The organism is Pseudomonas sp. FP818, assembly GCF_030687335.1.
Classification (GTDB): Bacteria; Pseudomonadota; Gammaproteobacteria; order Pseudomonadales; family Pseudomonadaceae; genus Aquipseudomonas; species Aquipseudomonas shahriarae.
This window is the reverse complement of record NZ_CP117427.1, coordinates 2,008,809-2,029,935: the sequence shown is the minus strand read 5'-3', so window position 1 is coordinate 2,029,935 and position 21,127 is coordinate 2,008,809. Positions and strand designations below refer to the sequence as shown.

Genomic DNA, 21,127 nt, shown 5'->3' with positions numbered 1-21,127 from the left:
AACTGATTCAGCGATTCTCGCGGCTTTTTTCCTGCAACACCCCGACGGAGATGTCTGTGTTTGCCAACCTGCTGATCATTCTTGCCTCATCCCTGGTCGTCATTGCGCTGTTCCGTCGGCTGCAACTGCCTCCGGTGCTCGGCTACCTCTGCGTGGGCCTGGCCGTAGGGCCGACAGCCCTGGACTGGGTCAATGACAGCGAAGACCTGCCAGACCTCGCCGAACTGGGGGTGGTATTCCTGCTGTTTTCCCTGGGCCTGGAGTTCTCCCCTGTCCAAGATGCTCAGCCTGCGCCGGGTGGTGTTCGGCCTCGGCAGCCTGCAGGTGCTGTGCTGCGCGGTAGTGCTGGGTGCCCTGCTGCTGTTGATGGGCATGTCGCCGGTGGCCGCCTTGCTGCTGGGGGCCGGGCTGGCACTGTCATCCACCGCCATTGTGAGCAAGGAGCTGACCAGCCTCGGGGAGATATTCAGCACTCATGGGCAGAATGCGATTGGCGTGCTGTTGTTCCAGGACGTGGTCGCGGTGCTGTTGCTGACCCTGGTCCCGGTGTTCGCCGGCAGTAGCGAGCAGGCCTGGTACTGGGCACTGCCCCTGACCCTGGGCAAGACCGTGGTGTTGTTCTTCGGTCTGCTGCTCGCCAGCCGCTGGGTGCTGCCGCGCCTGTTCCATGAAGTAGCCCGCCTCGCATTCGGCGGAACTGTTCGTGCTGCTGGCCCTGGTGATTGTGTTGCTTACGGCCTGGCTCACACACCTGCTGGGCCTGTCGCCGGCCCTCGGCGCGTTCCTGGCGGGCATGCTGCTGGGGGAAAGCCATTACCGGCACCAGATCGAAGCGGATATCCGACCGTTTCGCGACATCCTGCTGGGGTTGTTTTTTGTCAGTATCGGCATGCTGATCGACTTGCAACTGTTCGTCAGTCACAGCCTGCAGATCCTCGGGCTGACCCTGGCACTGATGTTGATCAAGGGCTGCATTGTCGCCGCGCTGGTCAAGCTGCGCGGCAGCGACAGCGAGACCGCCTGGCGCAGCGGCCTGGCCCTGGCCCAGGGCGGTGAGTTCTGTTTTGCACTGATGGCGCAAATGCAGTTGAGCAATATGCTGCCCGGCGAAATCAGCAGCCTGCTGCTGGCCGCGACGTTCTGCTCCATGCTGCTGACGCCCCTGCTGCTGCGGGCCGCGCCCTCTATCGCCCTGCGCCTGCATCGCAAGCCCAACCAGCAAGTGCAACTGGAGGCAATCACCGCGCTCAACGCCGAGCTGCGCGGGCATGTGCTGATCTGCGGTTATGGCCGGGTCGGCCAATCCATCGGGCGTTTCCTGCGCCGTGAACAACAGGCGTTCATTGCCCTGGACGATGACCCCGAACGGGTGCAGGAAGCCGCCACCGAGGACAGCAGCGTGCATTATGGCGATTGCCGGCGCGGCGCCCTGCTCAGCGCAGTCGGCCTGGAGCGCGCACGCCTGGTGGTGATTGCCGTGGACAATAGCGACGTGGCCCTGGTGGTGCTCAAGGAAGCGCGACGGATCAACCACAAAGTGCCGATCCTGGTGCGCACCCGCGACGACAGCCAGTTGACTGAACTGAAGGCCGCCGGGGCCAGCGAGGTGGTGCCCGAACTACTGGAGTCGAGCCTGATGCTCGCGTCGCACGCAATGATCATGCTCGGCCTGCCCGACCAGCAGGTGCGCGACCGCGTCGACGAAGTACGGCGCAATCGCTACCGCTTGCTCCACGGTTTCTACCAGCATACCGACGCCAACCGTGAAGCCCCGATCAATCCTGACTGACTGCACCAATCTTATGGATCGACAAGTCCGCGCCGTAGTACTCCTCTTCCTGGCTCAAGCGCAGGCCGCAGAGGCGCTTGAGCACGCCGTACACCAGCAACCCGCCCGCCAGGGCCACTACCACCCCCAGGGCGGTACCGATCAACTGGCTGATCAGGCTCACGCCGCCCAGCCCACCCAAGGCGCTCTGACCGAAAATCCCGCAGGCAATCCCGCCCCACACACCACACAAGCCATGCAACGGCCAGACACCCAGCACATCGTCGATCTTCCACAGATTCTGGGCGGCGATAAAGCACCACACAAACAGGCCACCGGCCACCACGCCGGTGACCAGCGCGCCCACCGGATGCATCAGGTCGGAGCCCGCGCAGATCGCCACCAGCCCGGCCAACGGGCCATTGTGCAAGAAGCCCGGGTCGTTACGCCCGATCACCAGTGCCGCCACGGTCCCACCGACCATGGCCATCAACGAGTTGACCGCCACCAGCCCGCTCACCCCGGACAAGGTCTGCGCACTCATCACGTTGAAACCGAACCAGCCGACGATCAATATCCACGAGCCCAGTGCCAGGAACGGAATGCTCGACGGCGCAAACGCCACCAGACGCCCGTCGCGGTAACGCCCCTGACGCGGCCCCAGCAGCAACACCGCCGCCAGCGCCAGCCAACCGCCCATGGCATGTACCACCACCGAACCGGCAAAGTCATGGAAGGATGCGCCGAAGGTCGCCAACAACCAGGCTTGCAGGCCAAAGTTGCCATTCCACACCATGCCCTCGAAAAACGGGTAGATGAATGCCACGATCAGCGCCGTGGCACACAGTTGTGGAACAAAGCGTGCACGCTCGGCAATGCCCCCGGAGATGATCGCCGGGATGGCTGCTGCGAAGGTCAGCAGGAAAAAGAACTTCACCAGGCCATAACCATGGTCGGCACTGAGCACGGCGGCCGGCTGCATAAAGCTGACCCCGTAGGAGATCCAATAGCCTATAAAGAAATAGGCCAGGGTCGAGACCGCAAAATCACTGAGGATTTTCGACAACGCGTTGACTTGGTTCTTCTGCCGTACCGTACCGACTTCCAGAAACGCGAAGCCGGCATGCATCGCCAGGACCATCACCGCGCCGATCAGAATAAACAGCGTATTGGAGCTATGGACGAGAGTGTCCACCGCGCTTTGCACATTTTCCATGGGGATTGGCAGGCCTGCAGTTCAGGAAAAAGCACCAAAGCAGTTCATTGCCCAACAATCGCGCACTAAATTGGCACTGCGCGTTCTACCCTTCTTCAGAGGGAATGAACCGCTTTGGCGCGACGACAATCGAATAAGGCAGTGACTTGCGGGTTTTTCCACGGGTTTTAGGGATTTAGGGTAAGGTTTTTCAAGGCGTTGGCCGAAACCGCCCACAATGCGCGCAAGCCTTGCGGCTGGCGCACCAAGGCAAAGCAAAAGCTGTACCAGACAATTGCAGTGAACCTTCACCAATACCGGTGACTCTCAAGCAAAACCCTGTAAAAGCACCAGACAGCCACTCACGGAGATAACCATGGCCAGAAAATCGGCAAAGACTGCTCAAGAAATATTGATGGAAGATTTCCAGACCCTGGTCAGCGATACCGAAAAGCTGCTGGACGACACCGCGATTCTGGCCGGTGACCAGGCTGACGAGCTGCGCTCGAAGATCCATGACAGCCTGCTGCAGGCCCGGGAAACACTGAAGTTGACTGAGGACTCCCTGCGCGAACGCGGCAAGGCAGCAGTCACCGCCACCGAGGACTACGTGCAGGCCAACCCTTGGCAATCCGTTGGCATCGCTGCCGGCGTGGGCTTCCTGATCGGTCTGCTGGCTACAAGGCGCTAATCATGTCTATCGGCGAAACCGGCTCGTCCGCGGGCCCAAGCTCCACATCGCGGCGCCTCGGCGCGGCTGTCCTGGGCTTGCTGCACAGCCATGTCGAGCTGTTCGGCATCGAGTTGCAGGAACAGAAAGCACGCACCGTCAGCCTGTTGCTGTTTGCCGGGCTGGCACTGGTGTTCGCCCTGTTGCTGCTGGTGGGGTTATCGGCGCTGGTCATGATCCTGGTCTGGGATACCTACCGCCTGACCGGGATCATCAGCCTTTGCGTATTTTACGTTCTGGCCGCAGGGTTCTGCGGGTTGCGCTTGAAGGCGGCGGTATTCGATGAATCCACGCCTTTCCACGCCACACTCGAAGAGTTGGCCAACGATCGGGAGCGCCTGCTGCCATGAGCCTGACTGAATTGCCGCACACCAACTCCCGGCGAGAAATGCGCAAGGCCTTGATCCGCCTGCGCATGGAAATGCACCGCCAGGAAATTCGCCACGAGTCCCAGCAATTGCTGCTGCCCTTGCAAAAGGTGCGCAACATGGGCCAAAGCTGGCAGGACGGGTTTGGTATCAAGCATGCGCCGCTGTGGGGCGTCGCCGCTGTGACCCTGCTGGGATTCTTCACCGGCAAAGGCGCCAAGGGTGGCGGCATCGGCACCATGACCCGTCTGGTACGGCTCGGTGCGGGCCTGATCCCGTTGATCAAGCTCGCCATGCAGGGTGCGTCCCGCAAGTCCTGACGTAACTGGCTGCATTCTTGCAAACGGATCTGGCCCGGCGCCCTCTCTGCAGGGGCCGGGCCTTTTTCATGCCGAAGCACCTAAGGAGGCTCTGTGATTGACGGGCAACCGCTCGCCTGTTTTCAACCGTTTATCGACACCGCCACCGGACGCATCGCCGGGGTGGAAGCGCTGGGCCGCCTGCTCCAGGCAGATGGGCAACTGCTCTCGGTAGGCCCACTGTTCGCCGATGCACGCACGCCCACCTCGGCGTTACGCCGCCTGGACCGCAAGATCCGCGACAATGCCCTGAGCCGCCTGCATGAAGCACCTGAAGACTGGTTTCTGAGCCTCAATATCTCGCCCCGCTGGATCACGTTGCTGCGACCCGGACAAGCCCTGCCCAGCCTGAAGCAGTTGCAGGCCCATGACGTCGATCCAAATCGCATCGTGTTTGAGATCACCGAGCTGGGAGGCGACAGCCAGCGCCTGGCCGAAGTCGTCGCCCGCTATCGTGAAGCGGGCGCACGGATTGCCATTGATGATTTCGGCGCCGGGTATTCGCAACTGGATCGGGTCCTGGCCCTGCGCCCGGATATCCTCAAGCTGGATATGCGCCTGTTCCAGGCCGCGGCACTGGGTGGCCCGAGCGGCGAGGTGGTGCGCGCCCTGGCGCAAATGGCGGAAAAAACCGGATGCTGGATCATCGCCGAAGGCGTGGAAACCGAAGCGCAACTGAGCTTTGCCCTTGAGTGTGGCGCACGTTATGTCCAAGGCTATCTGTTTGCCCAGGCGCAACGGGACTGGTTCGCCGCCGATGCCTTCGTCCCGCGCTTTGCCGTGCTGCGCCAGGCTTATGTGCAGCAGAAACTGACGGAGCGCGGACGGATCATGCAATTGCGCCAGCAATTGATCGAACTGATGCAGATCCTGCAAGGCTGGGCCCTGGCCCAGGCCCCCCTGAGCCAACTGCCATGGCTGCCGGGTTTTCCCCGGTTACTGCGGTTTTATCAGTGCGATAGCCACGGCACCCAACTGACCCCCAACTTCGAATGGCGCCAGGATGCCTGGCAAGCCGACAGCCGCTACCTGGGCCACAACTGGTCATGGCGCCCCTACTTCTATCATCTGCTGGCCGAAGGCTGGGAAGAGCGGCGCCTGATTCTCTCCAACACCTACCGTGATGCCACGACCAATCAACACTGCCTGACAGCAGGACAATTCTTCAGTAACGGTCAGCGCTTGCTGTTAATCGATATTGACGCCGCCGGACTGTAGTTTTTCGCTTGCTCCGGGCGCGCCGAACCGGGAAGCTGAGGGCCGACATTCATCCTATGGAGAGCCCTCGCCTTGGATTGGCCTACCCTGCTTACCCGCGAACGCCTTGGAAAACCCCTGCACAGTCCGGAAGAACTGGGCCGCAGCCCGTTTCACAAAGACCATGACCGGATTATCTTCTCCGGGGCCTTTCGCCGCCTGGGCCGCAAGACGCAGGTTCACCCGGTGACCAGCAACGATCATATCCATACCCGGCTGACCCACTCGCTGGAAGTCAGTTGTGTGGGGCGTTCCCTGGGCATGCGCGTCGGCGAGACCATTCGCAGCGCCCTACCCGACTGGTGCGACCCCAGCGACCTGGGGATGATCGTGCAGTCGGCCTGCCTGGCCCACGACATCGGCAACCCACCGTTCGGTCATTCCGGCGAAGATGCCATTCGCCATTGGTTCCAGCAGGCAGCCGGCCGTGGCTGGCTGGATGACATGAGCAGCGCCGAACGCAATGACTTCCTCAATTTCGAAGGCAACGCGCAAGGCTTCCGCGTGCTGACACAGCTGGAATACCACCAGTTCGACGGCGGCACGCGCCTGACCTACGCCACCCTGGGCACCTACCTGAAGTACCCATGGACCGCCCGCCACGCCGACTCCCTGGGCTACAAGAAACATAAGTTCGGCTGCTATCAGAGCGAGCTGCCGATCCTTGAACAGATCGCCCAGAAGCTCGGCCTGCCACAACTCGAGGAACAGCGCTGGGCGCGCCACCCATTGGTCTATCTGATGGAGGCGGCCGACGACATCTGCTACGCCCTGATCGACCTGGAAGATGGCCTGGAAATGGAGTTGCTGGAATACGCCGAGGTCGAGTCGTTGCTGTTGAACCTGGTCGGTGATGACCTGCCGGAAACCTATCGGCAACTGGGGCCCGAGGATTCCAGGCGACGCAAACTCGCGATCCTGCGGGGCAAGGCGATCGAGCACCTGACCAACGCCGCCGCGCGGGCGTTCGTCGAACAACAGCCTGCGCTGCTGGCCGGGACCCTGCAAGGCGACCTGGTGGAACACATGCACGGCCCGGCCAAGCGCTGCGTACTGAATGCCAAGGACATGGCCCGCAAGAAGATCTTCCAGGACAAGCGCAAAACCCTGCATGAGATCGGCGCCTACACCACCCTGGAAATCCTCCTGAACACTTTCTGCGGCGCGGCCCTGGAGCAACATGGCGGCCGTACGCCATCCTTCAAGAATCGACGCGTCCTGGATCTGCTCGGCAACAGCGCCCCCCATCCTGACTGGCCACTGCATCGTTCATTCCTGCGCATGATCGACTTCATCGCCGGCATGACCGATAGCTACGCCAGCGAGATGGCCCGGGAGATGACCGGCCACTCAAACCCTCAATGACCCACACCCCGGGCAGGTTTTCCTGCCTGGGTGCTTGCCTCAAAGAATCCACCTACGCAGGCACCAGAGCAGCCTGATCGAATTCACCCCAACACCCGATGAATAATCACCCCTCTCTTATCCGCTCCAACGATCAGCTCCTACACTCACGCAAACCCACGATAGCCCAGCGCCTGACTCACCGAGCAAACAGACACAGGCATCGGCCGACGTGTTTCCGGCTGCTGCTACTTCCACGGAAACTCCTATGCCCGAACGAAAATTGCGCATCCTGTTGGTGGAAGATCACCCTTTTCAACTCCTGGCCATTCAGTGCCTGCTCAAGAGTTTCGGCTTCCACCAACTGACCCCTGCCGAGAGTGCGGAGCAGGCGATCAAGTTGATGAGAACAACCGAGGCCCCCTTCGATATCATGTTATGCGATCAATGCCTGCCGGACCTCACCGGGTTGGAGCTGGTGGAGATAGCCTGCCATACGGGCTTTGTCAAAAGTGCTGTATTGCTAAGTGGACTGCCTGCCCTCGAACTGGAATGTTTGAAAACCCTGGCAATACAACGTGACTTGCGCCTGCTTGGATATTTGGCTAAGCCCTTGAATAAAGAAGCCTGGATCGAATTGATCAGCCAGTCGGGACTTGCCGATGATTAAAGAGTGCGACCTTGCACTTGCCCAGCAACCATCTGACCAAACTGCTCCCCCACTACATCAATACACCGAGCCTGGCCAAAGTAATTTTCAAATTTTGGCGTAGGACATTAAACACTCTTGAAACTGAAACATTACCTTAATTAAAGCGGCAAATAACACCGCACAACTTTCCAATCCTTCACCTAAGAAACTCTTACAACACGACCAATAAAGCCTTAGTGTGTCGTAGTCCAATACCTTTTTGGCCGTAGGAATTTTCCTGTTTTATATCTACTCAGCCTTCCCTTCATGCTCCTGCCCTACCTTCTGAGCTAATGTGCGCGCTTATTTGCACTAGTATGGAATTGGCTCATGAATACAGTTTTTATTATTGACGACCACCCGGTCATTCGACTTGCAATCCGAATGTTGCTGGAACATGAAGGTTACAAAGTAGTCGGCGAAACAGATAACGGTTGTGATGCAATACAAATGGTCCGCGAATGCCTCCCAGACCTCATAATTCTTGACATCAGTATTCCAAAACTCGACGGACTGGAGGTTCTCTGCAGGTTCAATGCAATGAGCACGCCAATGAAAACCCTGATCTTGACGGCCCAATCGCCGACACTTTTTGCGACACGCTGCATGCGTTCCGGTGCTGATGGCTATGTTTGCAAAGAAGGCGACCTAAGTGAACTGCTAAGTGCTGTCAGAGCTGTACTTTCAGGTTACAACTATTTCCCAAGCCAGGCATTAAACAGCACCGGCACCGATGTGGGCGAAAACGAAGAATTGAATCTTTTCAAAGCCGTTAATGATCGGGAACTTATGGTCCTACAACTTTTCGCGCAAGGCCGTACAAACAAGGAAATTGCCAAAGGCATGTTCCTCAGCAACAAAACTGTTAGCACTTATAAAAAACGACTTATGCAAAAACTTAAGGCCAAGTCCTTGGTAGAACTTATCGAGATGGCAAAACGCAACGCGTTAGTGTGAGAAACAGGATGCCAAGGCGTTTAAAGGACTATCTAATCATTTTGAGTACCGGGCTGTGCTTGAGTACAGCCGTGCCAGCCACTCAAACCGCTCCAGAACGCTACGCACTGCTGAGTCGTGCCGGCATCGTTCAGTTGGACACTCAACTGACCCCCACGCAGCGCCATTGGCTACAAAACAAACGGGAACTGCTGCTGGGAGCCTCGACACCCGACTACCCACCTTTCGACATCACCGCCAGCGGTCGTGACTATGAAGGTATTACTGCCGATTACGCGGGCATCCTCGCCAAAGCCCTGGCATTGCCCGTCTCGGTGGTGCGCTACCCCTCGCGGGAGGCGGCAATCCAGGCACTGGAAGAGGGGAAAATCGACCTGCTGGGCAGCGCCAACGGATTTGAAGCGAGCAACACCGACATCGTCCTGTCAACACCCTATGCGGTCGACCAGCCGGTACTGGTCACCCGTGACACAGAAACCCGCCCGCTCGATGACGGGCTGGCGGGCCTGCGCTTGAGCCTTGTCTACCACTACCTGCCCTTGAAAGAAGTCGAAGCGCTGTACCCCAATGCGATCATCCAGATCTATCCGTCCTATTTGAATGCGCTGAATGCCGTGGCCTTTGACCAGGCCGATGTGTTTCTCGGCGATACCATTTCCACCCATTACATGATCAACAAGGGCTACCTGAAGAACATCCGCATGGCCAATTTCGGCAAGCACGAAGCGTACGGCTTCAGTTTTGCCGTGCACCGCGACCAGCAGACCCTGCTGGGCATCATCAATACGGTCCTCGCCGGTGTCGGGACCTACGAGCGGGAGAACATCGCCAAACGCTGGAGTGCAGGCAGCGATATCCTGCTGACCGACCATAAGTTGCAGTTGAGCCAGCGTGAAGAGCGCTGGCTCATGGATCACCCAGTGGTGAAAGTGGTCATCAACGAAACCTTCGCGCCACTGACATTCGCCGACTCAGATGGTCAACTGCGGGGCATGACCGCCGACCTGCTGGAGTTGATCCGGCTACGTACGGGCTTGCGCCTGGAGTTCCTGAACACCCGCAACGTCAAACAGATGATCGAGCAGGTGGAAAACGGCAATGCCGACATCATTGCCGCCATCAGCCCCAGCCGCGAACGCGAAACCAAGCTCAATTTCAGCCGCCCGTACCTGCAGAACTCCTATGTCCTGCTGACACGCAAGGAACCTGGGGCACCCTCAAGCCTTGAGCAAATGGCGGGGAAAAAACTGGCAATCACCGAAGGCAACCCCCTGGTGGGCTACCTGCGCCGCGAGTTTGCACAGATCACCCTGGTGGAGGCCAGCGACACCTTCAAGGCCTCGGAAATGCTGGCCCAGGGGCAAGTGGATGGGGCCGTCAACTCGTTGGTGGTTGCCAACTACTTCCTCTCATCCCACTTCTTCCAGGGTCAGTTGCAGGTCAGTTCGAGTATCGGCACGCAACTGGCTTCTTTTTCCCTGGCGACGTCACGCAGCGCCACCGAACTGGCCTCCATTCTCGACAAGGCCCTGCTCAGCATCGCGCCGGACGAACTTGGGGTCATCAACAACCGCTGGCGTGGCTACACGGCCGCCTCCGACAGCTATTGGCGCAACTACCACCGTCTGATTATCCAGATCGTCAGCGCCGCCGGGCTGCTGCTGCTTACATCCCTGGCCTGGAACGGCTACATGCGCCGACAGATCAAGCAGCGGCAGATGGCGGAAAGGGCCCTGAGCGATCAATACGAATTCATGCGCGCCCTGGTCAATGAGACCCCTCACCCGATCTACGTGCGTGATCGCAATGGTTTGCTACAGACCTGCAATGACAGTTACTTGCAGGTCTTCGGCGTCAAGCGCGAGGACGTCATCGGCAAGAGTGTCATGCAGATCAACCTGGAAAACGAAGCACAAGCCAGTCAGTACCATGCCGACTATCTGCGGGTAGTCGCCGAAGGCAAGCCGCTGATCCTGGATCGCGCCCTGCATATTCATGGGCAGCACCTGACGATCTATCACTGGATCCTGCCGTACCGCGATTCGGTCGGTAAGGTCCAGGGCATCATCGGCGGCTGGATTGATATCAGCGAACGCCGCCAATTGTTCGATGACCTGCGCAGCGCCAAGGACCGTGCCGATGAGGCCAATCGCGCGAAAAGCACATTCCTGGCGACCATGAGTCATGAGATCCGCACCCCCATGAACGCGGTGATCGGCATGCTGGAGCTGACCCTCAAGCGTGCCGACCATGGGCATCTGGATCGTCCGGCCATCGAGGTGGCCTACAACTCGGCCAAGGACTTGCTGGAGTTGATTGGCGACATCCTCGACATCGCACGCATCGAGTCGGGTCGCCTGAGCCTGGCGCCGGAACGCGTCAACCTGCGGGAACTGATCGAGTCGGTGGTGCGTGTGTTCGATGGGCTGGCACGCCAGAAGAGTCTCAATTTGCTACTGGAGTTCAATCCCGGCGTTGAAGAACGTGATGTGCAGATCGACCCCCTGCGCTTCAAACAGGTCCTGTCGAACCTGGTGAGCAATGCCATCAAGTTCACCGAGCAGGGCGAAGTGAAGATCAGGGTGGATATCCAGGCCACCGGCGAGCCACAGCAAATCGAGATGAAACTGGTGGTCGAGGACACCGGCATCGGGATCAGCCGAGACGATCAGCAGCGCCTGTTCGAACCGTTTTCCCAGGCCGACAATTCCGGGCACCTGGCCAGGAGCGGCGCAGGTCTTGGGCTGGTCATCTGTCGTAGCCTATGCGAAATGATGGGAGGGCAACTGACCCTGAGCAGCGTGCCCAGGGTCGGCACCCAGGTGTTTGTCTCGCTGCAGATGACCAGCCTGCCACCTGCCTACCCGCTGATCGAGCTCAAGCCTGCGACCCAGGATGCTGCGGCGGTGCTCAATGTGCTGGTGGTGGACGACCATCCGGCCAACCGCCTGCTCATGTGTCAGCAACTGGGTTTCCTCGGGCACCGGTTCACTGCAGTCCAGCATGGCGCGGCGGGGTTCCAGGCCTGGCGCCAGGAGCACTTCGACCTGATCATTGCCGACTGCAATATGCCGATCATGAACGGCTATGAACTGGCACGGTCGATCCGCGAACATGAACAACGGGAGGACATCACGCCCTGCATCATCCTGGGCTTTACCGCCAATGCTCAGCCGGAGGAAAAACAGCGCTGCCGGGATGCAGGCATGAACGACTGCCTGTTCAAACCCATCAGCCTTACCACACTGGAGCGCCATCTGGCCGAGATCACCCCACTGTCGCCAGGGCGGATCTTTGACCTCGATAGCCTGAACACCCTCACCGGTGGTGATCCACTGTTAAGCCAGCGTCTGTTGGAAGAATTGTTGAGCAGCAGCCGGCGTGATCGCGAGGAACTCATGGCAATGCTCGGACAAGGCACGCCTCAGGACCTGATCGACCAGGCCCACAAGATCAAGGGCGCTGCCAGGATCGTCCAGGCCCGCACACTGGCCAAGCAATGTGAGGTGCTGGAACAGGCAGGTGAGGCAGCCGACCCGGTGCAGGTCGAGATTTGGATCAAAGCCATAGAACAAGCCATGCTCGACCTTGAGCACGTGCTGCAAGAGCAGTTGGACAATATGGCGCCATTGTAGGGGCGGGATTGTCGGGTCGCCGCATCGCGGCGATGGTCGTTAACGTAGACGTGGGGCCCCGCCCCCACTGTTCTACCCGACGCCATCGCAGGCAAGCCAGCTCCCACAAGGAATGCAACTGCGCTCACTCAGCAGTCAGTCAACCGCAGGAAGATTGCCGCCAGTTGCTCAATCCCCATCTGATCCTCAAGCCTGAAACGCGCCAGTTTCGGGCTATCCAGATCCAGCACCCCAATCAACCGCCCATCCTTGATCAATGGCACCACCAGCTCACTGTTGGAAGCACTGTCGCAAGCAATATGCCCGGCAAAGGCATGCACATCTTCCACCCGCTGGGTTTGCCGTGAAGCCGCCGCCGCACCACACACCCCTCGACCAAACGGGATCCGCACACAGGCGATCTGCCCCTGGAAAGGCCCCAGCACCAGTTCCTCATCACGATTGAGATAGAAGCCCGCCCAGTTCAAGTCATCGAGTTGGTTGAACAGGAACGCCGAAAACTGCGCCGCGTTGGCGATAAAGTCGCGCTCATCGGCCAGCAGCGATTCCAGCTGCGCACAGAGCATGGCGTACCCATCAAGGCCGCTGCCCGACTGTTGCAAATCAATCATGGCTGACGCTCCAGCAATTTAAGCCCCACCCAGTAGCGGGCGAACTGGTAGGCGCAACGACCGTTGCGATTGCCACGGCCGGTGGCCCAGCGCACCGCAAGGATGTCGAGTGCTTCATCGCGCTGCCACTGCAAACCCGCTTTGTTGGCCAACTCGCCGATCCAGTGCTCCACCACGTCCAGGAAGTGCTCCTGGGTGAAAGGATAGAACGACAGCCACAAACCAAAACGGTCGGACAAGGCGATCTTGTCTTCCACCGCTTCACTGGGGTGCAGTTCACCGTCCACGCGTTTCCAATTGTCGTTGTCGCTCTGGTTTTCCGGTACCAGGTGACGACGGTTGGAGGTGGCGTACAGCAGCACGTTTTCCGGGGCCTGCTCCAGCGAACCGTCGAGCACGCTCTTGAGCACACGGTAATCGCCTTCGCCGGCCTCGAACGACAGGTCGTCGCAGAACAGGATAAAACGCTGGGGCAGCTTGAGCAGTTGCTCGACCACCCGCGGCAGGTCGGCCAGGTGGTCACGCTCGATTTCGATCAGGCGCAAGCCGGCTTTGGCATGCTGGGCCAGCAAGGCGCGGACCATGGACGATTTGCCTGTGCCCCGCGAGCCCCAGAGCAACGCATGGTTGGCGGGCAGGCCGTCGAGAAATTGCTGGGTATTGCGGGCCAATTGCTCGCGCTGCTTGTCGACTCCAATCAGGTCGGACAGGCGCATATCCAGGCTGACTTCCAGGGGCAGCAGAAAGCCGCTGCGCCCCTCACGCTGCCAGCGGGCCGCCAGGCAGTGGTTCCAGTCAATCACCGCGCGAGGCGCTGGCAACAGGGGTTCCAGACGAGCAAGCACCGCATCGGCCCGCTCAAGAAAGGCATTCAATCGAGAATCCATGACTATTCCTGTGGCAAGTTCTTGTAAAAGATGGCGTATTGGCAACCCTGACGCAGTTGCCAGACGGCTGCACCTGAAAAAACGATTCATACCGGGCAAGGCCGACGCTGAGGATGTTCAGCTATGCTTGCCGGGCGAAGGGAAACGTAAAGTGGCTCAGCACCCAATGGATATCAAGTTCGCCCACCGCTTGTCTTATAAACAAGCCAGACTGACTGTGCTGGTCGGTTTCGTATTGGGAACCTTGCTCAGCCTGATCCAAATCGGCATTGATTATGCCAGCGAAGACGCGTCCATCAACCGTGAAATACACGCGCTGATTGAAATCAGCCATAACCCTGCCTCACGTATCGCCTACAACATCGACGCCGAACTGGCCCAGGAACTGACCCTGGGCCTGCTGCACTCCCCCGCCATCACGCGGGCTCAGTTGGTCGACAATAATGGCCTGGTGCTGGCTGACGTTGATCGGCCGCGCAAAGAGAGCAGCTACCGCCCCATCAGCGATTTTTTGTTCGGCGCCAACCGCCAGTTCGAAAACCGGTTGTATCTTACCCATATGCCCGGCGAATCCCTCGGCGTATTGCGCCTTGACGTCGATACGTACGCGTTTGGCAGCCGATTCCTACGCCGAGCGGAGATCACCCTGCTCAATGGCTTTGCTCGCAGCCTGATCCTGACCGGCATCCTTCTGGGCCTGTTCTACGTGATGCTGACCCAACCCCTGGTGCGGATCATCCGCGAGCTGAGCACCCGCAGCCCCGGCAATGGGCCCCAGGCTCGCCTGGACTGCCCGTCGGGGCACGAACACGATGAGATCGGTGTGCTGGTCAATGTCGCCAACCAACAGTTCGAGAATATGGAGACCGAAATCCAGCAACGGCGCCACGCCGAGGACCGCCTGACCGAGTACCTCGGCCAACTGGAAGATATTGTTTCGGCGCGTACCACCGAGCTCAAGGCGATCAACCAGCGGCTAAGCCAGTCCAACGAGGAACTGGAAGCGTCGAAAATGACTGCCCTGGGCATGGCCCAGGCGCGTGCGGCCTTCCTCGCCAACATGAGCCATGAAATCCGTACCCCGCTCAACGGCCTGCTCGGCATGATCGCGCTGTCCCTGGACAGCACGCTGAATGCCGAGCAGCGCCAACAATTGTCGATTGCCCATGACTCCGGCAAGGTCCTGGTAGAACTGCTCAACGATATTCTCGACCTGTCCAAGTTCGATGCCGGGCAACTGGAACTGGAGAGCATCCCTTTCGATCTCGGCTCCCTGGTGGAAGACACCGCCAACCTGCTGTCGCAGAACGCCGCCCCCAGCGTCGAATTGACCTGCCTGATCGACCCGCAGTTTCCCGCCCAGGTCGTGGGTGATCCGACCCGGGTGCGGCAGATCGTCAGTAACCTGCTGTCGAATGCCTTGAAGTTCACCCGTTTCGGCCGCGTCGACGTACGCCTCAGTGCACAACCCGATGGCGTGCGCATCGAAGTGTGCGACACCGGCATCGGCATTGCCCAGGAGGCCCAGACGCGGATTTTCAAACCCTTCACCCAAGCGGGCGCCGGCATTACCCGCCAGTTTGGCGGGACTGGCCTGGGGTTGGCGCTGACCCACAACCTTTGCGAGGCCATGCGCGGGCGGCTGACCATCAGCTCGGAAACCGGCTTCGGCAGCCAGTTCTGCGCCGAACTGCCACTGGCCGCCCACACACCGGCGGCGCGGCTGGGGCCGTTGACCGGCGAGGTCGCGGTGATTACCGGGGCCAGCAGTGGCCTGGCAGAACTGCTGCTCAGCCTGCTGCCGCACTGGGGATTGTCCCCACACTGCTACACCATCGACGACGACTTGACCGGCCTGGCGCCGGACATCCTGATCACCGACTGCCCCGAGTGCCTGTTCCGCCTGCGCCCGACCGTCAGCGCACCGATCCTGCTGATTACCGCCTACGGCAACTTCATGCCCAGCGAAGAAGTGGCTGCCCTGGCGCCCCTGCAACAGCAGGCTCGCCCGCTGAGCCGCGCTGCGCTGTATCAGGTACTGCACCGCACCCTGCGCGCCGACAGCGAAATCGTCCTCGACCTGGCCCAACTGGAAACCGGCCCGGTCGCGCATCGGGCGCGCATCCTTTTGGTGGAGGACAACCCGGTCAATCAACTGGTGGCCAAGGGCATGCTCGGCAAGCTGGGCTGCGAGGTGGTGGTCGCGGCCCATGGCGGCGAGGCACTGAAGCAACTGGAAGAACAGCGCTTCGATATGGTGCTGATGGACTGCAACATGCCGGTGATGGATGGCTACGAGGCGAGCCGGCAGATTCGCCGTAGCGGGCGCTGGCCGGAGCTGCCGATTGTCGCGCTGACCGCCAATGCCCTGGCCGAGGAGCGCGAACGGTGCCGGGCCGCCGGTATGAACGACTACCTGGCCAAACCCTTCCGCCGCGAAGAACTCAACGCCCTGCTCGACCTCTGGGTGCCGACTACGACAAGTCTGTGATCTGCCGGAGCAACTGGTCGAGGCCATGGCGCAAGGCATCCGCCTGGCTCAGGTCCACACCACTGTCACACAACAGGCGGGCCTTCAGCGGCTGGACGCGCTCACGCAGCGCCTGGCCCGCGTCGGCAAGACACAAGTGCACTTCGCGCTCATCCCGGGTACTGCGCCGGCGCGTGATCAACGCCAGCTGTTCGAGGCGCTTGAGCAACGGCGTCAACGTGCCGGAGTCGAGCAACAAGCGCTCTCCCAGCGCCTTGACCGTCGGCTGGGGCGGCGCAACGGCGTGCCACTCCCACAACACCAACATGGCCAGGTATTGCGGATACGTCAGGCCCAACTCGTCGAGCATCGGTTTGTAGGCCCGCGTCACCGCCCGGGAGGCGGCGTACAGCTTGAAGCACAACTGGTCATCCAGGGCCAGGGATACGGCAGGCAAGTCGGTCATTTGAGCAACGCTTCGATCTCTTGGGTCAGTTCCTGAGGTTTGGTGGTCGGGGCAAAACGCTTGACCACCTGACCGTCGCGACCGATCAGGAACTTGGTGAAGTTCCACTTGATGCCCTTGGAGCCCAGCAGACCCGGTGCGCGCTGTTTCAATTGCACAAACAGCGGGTGGGCCTCGCCGCCGTTGACATCGACCTTCTTGAACAACGGGAAACTGACGCCGAAATTCAGCTCGCAAAACTCCGAAATGGCCCCCTCGTCACCCGGTTCCTGCTTGCCGAACTGATTGCACGGAAAGCCCAACACCACCAGGCCCTGGTCCTTGTACTGCTGCCAAAGCTGCTCAAGGCCTTTGTACTGCGGGGTGAAACCGCACTTGCTGGCGGTATTGACCACCAGGATCGCCTTGCCGGCGAAGTCCGCCAGGGTCTTTTGCTCGCCCTTGATGGTGGTGCAGGGGATGGTCAGCAGGTTGTTGCTCATGAGAACGCCTCGGATGCAGAGAAGGTTGTGAAAACATAGCGAGCAATTAAATTGCATGCAATTTAATTGACCAGACTGATAACCCGACATCAGCGTGTGACGAGGGGGGGCTTGCCCCCTCATCACCACAGCCCCTCGCTACAGGGGATTTCAGCGGGGAACCAGGTCCAGGCACACCGAGTTGATGCAGTAACGCAAGCCAGTAGGCGGCGGACCATCCGGGAACACATGCCCCAAGTGCGCATCGCACCTGGCACAGGTCACTTCAGTACGGATCATCCCGTGGCTGACATCACGAATCTCAATCATCGCGCTATCAGCAATCGGCTGATAAAAACTGGGCCAGCCACAACCGGCATCGAACTTGGTCTTTGAATCGAACAGTGGCTCATTGCAGCAAATGCAGTGATACACACCATCGGTCGTAGTCGCGTTGTAAATGCCGGAAAACGGCCGCTCGGTGCCCTTGAGACGGCACACTTGATACTGCGCCGGGTCGAGCATTTCCCGCCATTCATCCAGGCTCTTATCCAACTTTTCCATCAATCCACCTCGACAACTGAAAAAGCCTGATCTGTGTCTTTTCCATGGATCAGGCGGCACGTATGATTGCGCCTCTTCAAAGCGCCAGTCTGGCACCCGCGTTATCGGCATTCAAACGTATTTATGGGTCAGGCCACACGCAGGATTCCCAGCACGGTAGTCTTCACATCGTCTGGATCGTTCATTTTCGGGATCACATCGCCATGCAGGTCAGCAAATCGAACAAGCTCGCCAACGTCTGCTACGACATTCGCGGCCCAGTGCTCAAGCACGCCAAACGCCTGGAAGAGGAAGGCCATCGCATCCTCAAGCTGAACATTGGCAACCCGGCGCCCTTTGGTTTCGAAGCACCGGACGAAATCCTCCAGGACGTGATCCGCAACCTGCCCACCGCCCAAGGCTATAGCGACTCCAAAGGCTTGTTCAGCGCGCGCAAGGCCGTGATGCAGTACTACCAGCAAAAGCAGGTGGAAGGGGTCGGTATCGAAGATATCTACCTGGGCAACGGCGTCTCCGAGCTGATCGTGATGGCCATGCAGGCCCTGCTCAACAACGGCGACGAAGTGCTGGTGCCGGCGCCTGACTACCCGCTGTGGACGGCGGCCGTGACCCTGGCGGGCGGCCATCCGGTGCATTACCTGTGCGACGAGCAAGCCAACTGGTGGCCGGACCTGGCTGATATCAAGGCCAAGATCACGCCCAATACCAAGGCGCTGGTGATCATCAACCCGAACAACCCGACGGGCGCAGTGTATTCCAAGGAAGTGCTGCTGGGCATGCTGGAACTGGCGCGCCAGCACAACCTGGTGGTGTTCTCCGACGAGATCTACGACAAGATCCTCTACGACGACGCCGTGCACATCTGCACCGCCTCCCTGGCCCCGGACCTGCTGTGCCTGACCTTCAACGGCCTGTCCAAGTCCTACCGGGTGGCGGGTTTCCGTTCCGGCTGGGTGGCCATCTCCGGGCCCAAGCACAATGCCCAGAGCTACATCGAAGGCATCGACATGCTGGCCAATATGCGCCTGTGCGCCAACGTGCCGAGCCAGCACGCGATCCAGACCGCGCTGGGTGGCTACCAGAGCATCAACGACCTGGTACTGCCGGCCGGCCGCCTGCTGGAGCAGCGCAACCGTACCTGGGAACTGCTCAACGACATTCCCGGCGTCAGTTGCGTCAAACCCATGGGCGCCCTGTATGCGTTCCCACGGATTGACCCGAAGGTCTGCCCGATCCACAACGACGAGAAGTTCGTCCTCGACCTGCTGCTGTCGGAAAAGCTGCTGGTGGTCCAGGGCACGGCGTTCAACTGGCCGTGGCCCGACCACTTCCGTGTGGTGACCCTGCCGCGGGTGGATGACCTGGACATGGCCATCGGGCGCATTGGCAACTTCCTGAAGTCCTATCGCCAGTAACCCGGCTTTCGCTGTACGGCCCGCAAAAGGTCGTACAGCGAGTATCTGGCAACACATTCTGTACCCAGATACACCTTCTGCTCCGCCCGCTTCCCCTCTACCCTGTACTTACCCGCAATCGTGGGGCGCAGACGCCAGCCAAGGGCAATTTTCACGGGTCCCAAGCCTCGGAAAATCCCTGCAAGCCTCTACATTCATGCTGTAGGACACAGTTTGAAATAGTCGCCCGGTTGAATAGCCCACTGCCGCACCTTATATACCCCGCAGTACGCGACATATTAAGCATGAGGAGAATTCTACAACCATGATGCGCATCCTGCTGTTCTTGGCCACTAACCTGGCGGTCGTGCTGATTGCCAGCATCACCCTGAGCCTTTTCGGCTTCAACGGGTTCATGGCGGCCAACGGGGTTGATCTGAACCTCAATCAGCTGCTGGTTTTCTGTGCCGTCTTTGGTTTTGCCGGCTCGATCTTCTCGCTGTTCATCTCCAAGTGGATGGCGAAGATGAGCACCAGCACCCAGATCATCACCCAGCCACGCACCCGGCATGAGCAATGGCTGCTGCAGACCGTCGAGCAACTGTCCCGCGAAGCCGGGATCAAGATGCCCGAAGTCGGGATCTTCCCGGCCTACGAGGCCAACGCCTTCGCCACTGGCTGGAACAAGAACGATGCTCTTGTTGCCGTCAGCCAGGGTTTGCTGGAGCGTTTCTCGCCCGACGAAGTGAAGGCCGTGCTGGCCCACGAGATCGGCCACGTCGCCAACGGTGACATGGTCACGCTGGCGCTGGTCCAGGGCGTGGTGAACACCTTCGTGATGTTCTTTGCACGGATCATCGGCAACTTTGTCGACAAGGTGATCTTCAAGAACGAAGGCGGCCAGGGTATCGCCTACTACGTGGCGACCATCTTTGCCGAACTGGTACTGGGCTTCCTTGCCAGCTCCATCGTGATGTGGTTCTCGCGCAAACGCGAATTCCGCGCCGACGAAGCCGGCGCGCAACTGGCCGGTACTGCCGCCATGATCGGCGCCCTGCAACGCCTGCGCTCCGAACAGGGCCTGCCGGTGCATATGCCGGACACCCTGAATGCCTTCGGCATCAACGGTGGCGTCAAGCAAGGCCTGGCGCGGATGTTCATGAGCCACCCGCCACTGGAAGAGCGGATCGACGCACTGCGTCGTCGCGGCTGACAGCCAGCGGGTAAAAAAAGGGGCGATTGAATCGCCCCTTTTTTGTGGGCGCGTGATTTACAGCCGCGCCAACCGGTAAACCCGCTCCTCCAGCCGCGTGACACCGCCCTGGGCGAACTTCGGGCTCTCGGCCAGGATATCCCGCTGCGCCAGGACGCTCAGGCGCCAGCGCACTCCCAGCAGCCCACGGACTTCATCGTCGCTCACGGCAAACGGCGGGCCTGCCTTCAGGGCCTGCTCATAGTCCAGGCTGATCAGCAGGCCACTGTCCACCTGCGGCGCAATCGCCTGCAAATGCGCGGCATAGCGCTCGCGCATCAACGGCGGCAAGGCGATCAGCGCCGCCCGGTCGTAGAGGGCCGTGCAGCCCGCCACATCTTCGCGGCTCAACTCGAAGAAGTCACCGCACCACAGCTCGATAGCGCCTGCCTGATACACCTTGAAGCTACCCCGTTGGCTGACTTGCGCAACCAGGCGCTGCTCCTGGAAAAACTCTTCAATGGCCTTTTCCGACAGCTCCACCCCCAGGACTCGATGCCCCTGGTTCGCCAGCCAGACCAGATCCAGGCTCTTGCCACATAGCGGCACCAGCACCCCCACCCCGCTGGCCAACCCCAGGCCCGGCCAGTGTCGCTGCAAATAGGGATTGACCTCGGGCAGGTGAAAGCCGATCTGATTACGTGCCCAGCGGTCATGCCAAAAGGTGGAGTCCATGAATAATCCTGAAAATTCGATCAAATAGCGCTAAAACTTATAT

Annotated in this window: 18 protein-coding genes and 1 pseudogene; 12 read left to right on the top strand and 7 right to left on the bottom strand. The window is 59.9% G+C overall.

The features are described from left to right. Positions 1-56: 56 nt before the first annotated feature. Positions 57-1,789 (top strand): annotated as a pseudogene (locus tag PSH80_RS09385) (cation:proton antiporter). On the opposite strand, the gene PSH80_RS09380 reads toward PSH80_RS09385, so the two are convergent. Next, complete coding sequence (locus PSH80_RS09380; RefSeq protein ID WP_057439162.1) at positions 1,776-2,984, bottom strand: ammonium transporter; 1,209 nt, start codon at positions 2,982-2,984, stop codon at positions 1,776-1,778. The pseudogene PSH80_RS09385 and the gene PSH80_RS09380 overlap by 14 nt on opposite strands. Before the next feature lie 355 nt (positions 2,985-3,339). Here PSH80_RS09380 and PSH80_RS09375 point away from each other — a divergent pair, with 355 nt between their 5' ends. The 8 genes from PSH80_RS09375 to PSH80_RS09340 all read left to right on the top strand — a co-directional run bounded on the left by PSH80_RS09375 (position 3,340) and on the right by PSH80_RS09340 (position 12,304). After that, the gene (locus PSH80_RS09375; protein ID WP_057439163.1) at positions 3,340-3,654 is read left to right on the top strand and encodes a YqjD family protein; all 315 of its coding nucleotides are present in this window, start codon (positions 3,340-3,342) and stop codon (positions 3,652-3,654) included. 2 nt (positions 3,655-3,656) lie between these two features. Further along, a complete protein-coding gene (locus PSH80_RS09370; RefSeq protein ID WP_057439164.1) occupies positions 3,657-4,043 on the top strand; it encodes a phage holin family protein in 387 nt (128 codons plus the stop codon). Continuing rightward, positions 4,040-4,381 (top strand): hypothetical protein, encoded by a 342-nt coding sequence (locus PSH80_RS09365; protein ID WP_057958948.1) that lies wholly within the window; start codon positions 4,040-4,042, stop codon positions 4,379-4,381. Before PSH80_RS09370 ends, PSH80_RS09365 begins: the two co-directional genes overlap by 4 nt. Positions 4,382-4,474: 93 nt before the next feature. Then, positions 4,475-5,638, top strand: a complete 1,164-nt coding sequence (locus tag PSH80_RS09360) for an EAL domain-containing protein (protein WP_057958947.1) — start codon at positions 4,475-4,477, stop codon at positions 5,636-5,638. Positions 5,639-5,710: 72 nt separating this feature from the next. Next, entirely contained in the window at positions 5,711-7,042 is a 1,332-nt protein-coding gene (locus PSH80_RS09355) for a deoxyguanosinetriphosphate triphosphohydrolase (protein ID WP_057439167.1), read from the top strand. A 247-nt stretch (positions 7,043-7,289) separates the two neighbouring features. After that, entirely contained in the window at positions 7,290-7,691 is a 402-nt protein-coding gene (locus tag PSH80_RS09350) for a response regulator (protein WP_057958946.1), read from the top strand. 351 nt (positions 7,692-8,042) lie between these two features. Beyond that, on the top strand, positions 8,043-8,669 hold the full coding sequence (locus PSH80_RS09345; RefSeq protein ID WP_057439169.1) for a response regulator transcription factor: 627 nt from the start codon (positions 8,043-8,045) through the stop codon (positions 8,667-8,669). Between the two features lie 8 nt (positions 8,670-8,677). After that, positions 8,678-12,304, top strand: a complete 3,627-nt coding sequence (locus tag PSH80_RS09340; protein ID WP_169989335.1) for a transporter substrate-binding domain-containing protein — start codon at positions 8,678-8,680, stop codon at positions 12,302-12,304. 128 nt (positions 12,305-12,432) lie between these two features. Here PSH80_RS09340 and PSH80_RS09335 read toward each other — a convergent pair whose 3' ends face one another. After that, positions 12,433-12,915: a GAF domain-containing protein gene (locus PSH80_RS09335; RefSeq protein ID WP_057958944.1), complete on the bottom strand. Its 483-nt coding sequence runs from the start codon at positions 12,913-12,915 to the stop codon at positions 12,433-12,435. Further along, complete coding sequence (locus PSH80_RS09330; protein WP_029298058.1) at positions 12,912-13,802, bottom strand: ATP-binding protein; 891 nt, start codon at positions 13,800-13,802, stop codon at positions 12,912-12,914. The genes PSH80_RS09335 and PSH80_RS09330 overlap by 4 nt, the downstream gene beginning before the upstream one ends. 166 nt (positions 13,803-13,968) lie before the next feature. Here PSH80_RS09330 and PSH80_RS09325 point away from each other — a divergent pair, with 166 nt between their 5' ends. Continuing rightward, positions 13,969-16,293, top strand: coding sequence for a response regulator (locus tag PSH80_RS09325; protein WP_057958943.1), 2,325 nt, complete (start codon positions 13,969-13,971; stop codon positions 16,291-16,293). Here the strand turns inward: PSH80_RS09325 and PSH80_RS09320 are convergent. The 3 genes from PSH80_RS09320 to msrB all read right to left on the bottom strand — a co-directional run bounded on the left by PSH80_RS09320 (position 16,277) and on the right by msrB (position 17,763). Next, a complete protein-coding gene (locus PSH80_RS09320; RefSeq protein ID WP_057958942.1) occupies positions 16,277-16,738 on the bottom strand; it encodes a MarR family winged helix-turn-helix transcriptional regulator in 462 nt (153 codons plus the stop codon). The genes PSH80_RS09325 and PSH80_RS09320 overlap by 17 nt on opposite strands. Next, the gene (locus PSH80_RS09315; protein WP_057958941.1) at positions 16,735-17,220 is read right to left on the bottom strand and encodes a glutathione peroxidase; all 486 of its coding nucleotides are present in this window, start codon (positions 17,218-17,220) and stop codon (positions 16,735-16,737) included. The genes PSH80_RS09320 and PSH80_RS09315 overlap by 4 nt, the downstream gene beginning before the upstream one ends. Positions 17,221-17,370: 150 nt before the next feature. Beyond that, a complete protein-coding gene (gene msrB, locus PSH80_RS09310) occupies positions 17,371-17,763 on the bottom strand; it encodes a peptide-methionine (R)-S-oxide reductase MsrB (RefSeq protein WP_305419967.1) in 393 nt (130 codons plus the stop codon). A gap of 203 nt (positions 17,764-17,966) precedes the next feature. Between msrB and PSH80_RS09305 the strand changes: the two genes are divergently transcribed. Together PSH80_RS09305 and htpX are read left to right on the top strand one after the other, a co-directional pair. Next, positions 17,967-19,178 carry a pyridoxal phosphate-dependent aminotransferase gene (locus tag PSH80_RS09305; protein WP_029298044.1) on the top strand — a complete coding sequence of 404 codons (1,212 nt, stop codon included), beginning with the start codon at positions 17,967-17,969 and terminating at the stop codon, positions 19,176-19,178. A gap of 304 nt (positions 19,179-19,482) precedes the next feature. Continuing rightward, positions 19,483-20,370: a protease HtpX gene (htpX, locus tag PSH80_RS09300; protein WP_029298042.1), complete on the top strand. Its 888-nt coding sequence runs from the start codon at positions 19,483-19,485 to the stop codon at positions 20,368-20,370. Between the two features lie 57 nt (positions 20,371-20,427). Here htpX and PSH80_RS09295 read toward each other — a convergent pair whose 3' ends face one another. Further along, the gene (locus tag PSH80_RS09295; RefSeq protein WP_198799772.1) at positions 20,428-21,084 is read right to left on the bottom strand and encodes a thiopurine S-methyltransferase; all 657 of its coding nucleotides are present in this window, start codon (positions 21,082-21,084) and stop codon (positions 20,428-20,430) included. Between the last annotated feature and the right edge of the window lie 43 nt (positions 21,085-21,127).